This is a genomic window from Psychrobacter sp. AOP31-B2-9 (assembly GCF_052378005.1).
Classification (GTDB): Bacteria; Pseudomonadota; Gammaproteobacteria; order Pseudomonadales; family Moraxellaceae; genus Psychrobacter.
Genome location: NZ_JBQSXG010000212.1, coordinates 1 through 3,544 on the forward strand (window position 1 = coordinate 1; position 3,544 = coordinate 3,544).

The 3,544-nt window shown below is 42.3% G+C and carries 2 protein-coding genes; both read right to left on the bottom strand.

Annotated elements, in window-relative coordinates; all coding sequences use genetic code 11:
• Positions 1 to 105: 105 nt before the first annotated feature.
• On the bottom strand, positions 106 to 1,824 hold the full coding sequence (locus ACT3SX_RS14420) for an anthranilate synthase component I family protein (protein WP_192520239.1): 1,719 nt from the start codon (positions 1,822 to 1,824) through the stop codon (positions 106 to 108).
• Between the two features lie 3 nt (positions 1,825 to 1,827).
• Positions 1,828 to 3,063, bottom strand: a complete 1,236-nt coding sequence (locus ACT3SX_RS14425; protein ID WP_192520238.1) for a beta-ketoacyl-ACP synthase II — start codon at positions 3,061 to 3,063, stop codon at positions 1,828 to 1,830.
• Between the last annotated feature and the right edge of the window lie 481 nt (positions 3,064 to 3,544).

Below are 3,544 nucleotides of genomic sequence, written 5' to 3' on the forward strand. Positions count from 1 at the left end.
CAAAGAAGTCTAAAGTGGATACAAGGCAGCCGGCCGAAGATTGTACAAGTAGTACATTTAGGGAGGGTAACGCTGTAGCCATTTAGTAGTTCTTTGACTATAGTTCTATTTGCTCAGACTTTCTTGGGCAAGCACTGATAGTAAATTGCCCACTTTATCTAAACATTCTTGGTATTCGGCATCGCAGTTAGAGGCGATAGTGATACCACCACCAGCCCACAAGCTGACTTGTTTTTCTTTCTCCAAATCACTATGTGATAAAGCGTTGGCTTGCAACGTACGAATCAGTACATTCCATTGGCCACTACCATCAAAATTCATATAACCTAGAGTGCCACAGTAAGCGCCACGTGGTGTGGTCTCTAGTTCGGATATAATCTCGACAGCGCGCTTTTTGGGTGTGCCAGTGATAGAACCAGCAGGCAAACTACCGAATAACACTGCCAACGGATGAGTGTTTTCTTTGAGCTCTGCGGTGATGGTGCTAACCATGTGATGTACATTGCTAAAGCTTTCAATAGTAAATAGCTGTGGTACTTTTACGCTACCAGTTCTGGCATATTTACCCAAATCATTACGTAATAAATCAACAATCATCACGTTTTCAGCACGATCTTTTTCACTATTGGTTAGCTGTTGTTTTAATGCTGAGTCTTGTTTAGCGCTTACTCCTCGAGGTAGCGTCCCTTTGATAGGTTTAGTGATGATGTGATGTTTGCCAGTGCTAGCATCTTTTTTGAAGGTAAAAAACAGCTCAGGTGAGCAGCTCAACAGTTCAAACGAATTTGTAGATATATTAGAAGCGTTTAGACTATCATCTGTTCCATTAATCGATAGATACCCTGCAAAGGGCGCCTGCGTATTACGATATAGCATGGGCAAATAATCAATCAGATTTGATGTTGATTGGATATTACTTGTTTTATGAGAGAGCTGACCACGCCATTCTTGCGTTAGATTGATTTGATAGCAGTCGCCTTGCTTTAGGTAGTCTTGAGTGCGGTCAAATGCTTGTTGATAATCAGACTTGCTCCAGCGTGCTTGTAATATTAAAGGAGTAGGTTCTGATGACTCAGAGCCATCGTTATCGATAGATTTATCAGACAGTTTTTTATCTAGTCCGTCTAAATATGAGATAAGCGCTATAACAGCTTTATTACTCAACTCATCGTTAATGGTTTTATCTGAGTGATTAGTAATGGTATTGACGGTTAACTGCCAACCGGTTTTGCTGTTTTTTTTAGGTGATAGATAAATATCGTAATGACCCAATACTGCACAAGGCTGTGCTGCGAGTTCAATGTTGGCAGCTGGACTGAGCTCAAAAGCCGACATATCATAGCCGATAAACCCTATTAGGCCATGATGATAGTATGGAGTGATATTGGCTATAGTTGAGGGCTTTTCATCATGAATGGTATTGCTAAGCTCAGGTGCATAAGCCTCACTATACTGTATCAACTCATCTTGCCAATCAGCGTAGCTTATAGCTTTCGCTGTTATAGATTGAGCTTCATTCGTACCTGCATCACGGCAATGCCGAATCACTTTATAAGTAGCCAATTGTGTATCAGGTGACTGGTTATCAGCAGTATTAAAATAAATAGACCAGCTTACTTTGGGGAGTAGGCCAATGACAGGCCGTCCATCGTTGTTTAGCCAAACCAACTGCCAGTTTGCTCTAGACTCTTGTGCTATTAGATAGCGCTGTAAATGCGGCATTAATTCTGCAGCAGGCAGATCACCAAAACGCCAGCTAGGGTTAGTAGCTGGCGATAGGGCAGAATCGGTCTGCTTAGTAGTCTTGTGGTTTTCTACGTGCATCGGTTACGCGTCGAACTTTTTGATGATTAGTGTGGCGTTGGTGCCACCAAAACCAAAGCTGTTGCTCATCAGTGTCTCAAGCTTCGTTTCACGCATTTGATTGACGATATCAAAGCCTTCAGCGGCAGGGTCTAGCTCTTCAATATTGATACTTGGTGCGATAAAGCCTTCTTGTAGCATCAATAAGCAATAGATTAATTCTTGTGCGCCAACTGCACCTAAGCTGTGACCAGTCATAGATTTGGTTGAGCTGATAGCAGGGATTTTACTGACATCATCACCAAATGCTTTCGCAATCGCTTTAAGCTCAGTGATGTCACCTAGTGGCGTGCTGGTACCGTGAGTATTAATATAGTCCACGCTGTCTAATCCAGCTTCGGCCAAGGCCTGCTGCATACAGCGTACCGCGCCTTCACCGCTTGGCGCAACCATCTCAGCACCATCAGAGCTAGCACCATAACCAACGATTTCCGCGAGGATATTGGCACCGCGTGCTTGCGCATGCTCCAAGCTCTCGACCACCACCATTGCGCCACCAGCTGCAATCACAAAACCATCACGGTCTTTGTCATATGCGCGTGAAGACTGTTTAGGCGTATCATTATATTGTGTACTCATCGCGCCCATTGCATCAAACATGCATGACTGGGTCCAATGCTCAGCTTCACTACCACCTGCTAAAACGACATCTGCTTTGCCTAGCTGAATCAGCTCAGCAGCATGACCGATACAGTGCGTTGAAGTCGCACAAGCAGAGGACAAAGAGTAAGAAACCCCATGTATTTTAAGTCCTGTTGCTAGGGCTGCCGACACTGAACTGCCCATGGTTTTAGGCACTGCCATGGCACCAACACCGCGTAAGCCTTTTTCGCGCATGGCATCTACCGCATTGACAATATTTTCTGTTGAAGCGCCACCAGAGCTTGCTACCACTCCGACACGTGGGTTTTGGCCAATGACATCAAGCGTCAATCCAGATTGTTTGATAGCATCTAACGCACTAACATAAGCATAGAGACTGGCATCACTAAAAAACCTTTTGAGCTTGCGGTCGATAGCAGAGGTATCTAGTATTGATTTATCAATACTACCACTGACCTGTGACTTGAACTCATGCTCAGCATAAGAGTCATTAAGCGTAATGCCAGACTGTCCTTGCTTCAAAGAGTCAGTAACTGTGGCTAAATCATGTCCGATACAAGAGACAATCCCTGCTCCAGTGATAACAACGCGGCGCATATTCTATTCCTTATAAGTAACGATTTTTTGATGATTACTTTTAATAAGTTATTTTTAATGAAGTACCAATAATTAAAGTACTGCTAATAATCGTTTTTAAATGTTTACTTCTATTATTTGATTTCAAGCGTACCACTCCCTCATAACCACAATGTGTCAAAACAGTGTGTTAGAGAAAATATATTTTTGAATATCAAATGCTTTTGTTGCAGCTATAATAGCTGTCACAACTAAACGATACATTGTCTATAGATGTTGCCTATAGGTATTGTCTAGATGTACTGTTTAAAAGGGATTTTATAAATCCGAGTACAACTGTACTGTGAATTATGGCATATCATAACGTATCAAGCGCCCAAAATCTTTGTGCAAGTGCAAAATAACCACAAAATAGCGTTGTTGAATATTAAAGGCTATCTATAACTTAAACCCATAAAAGGTAATATGAAGAGGGCAGTCATCGACGTATTTATCAAAGATA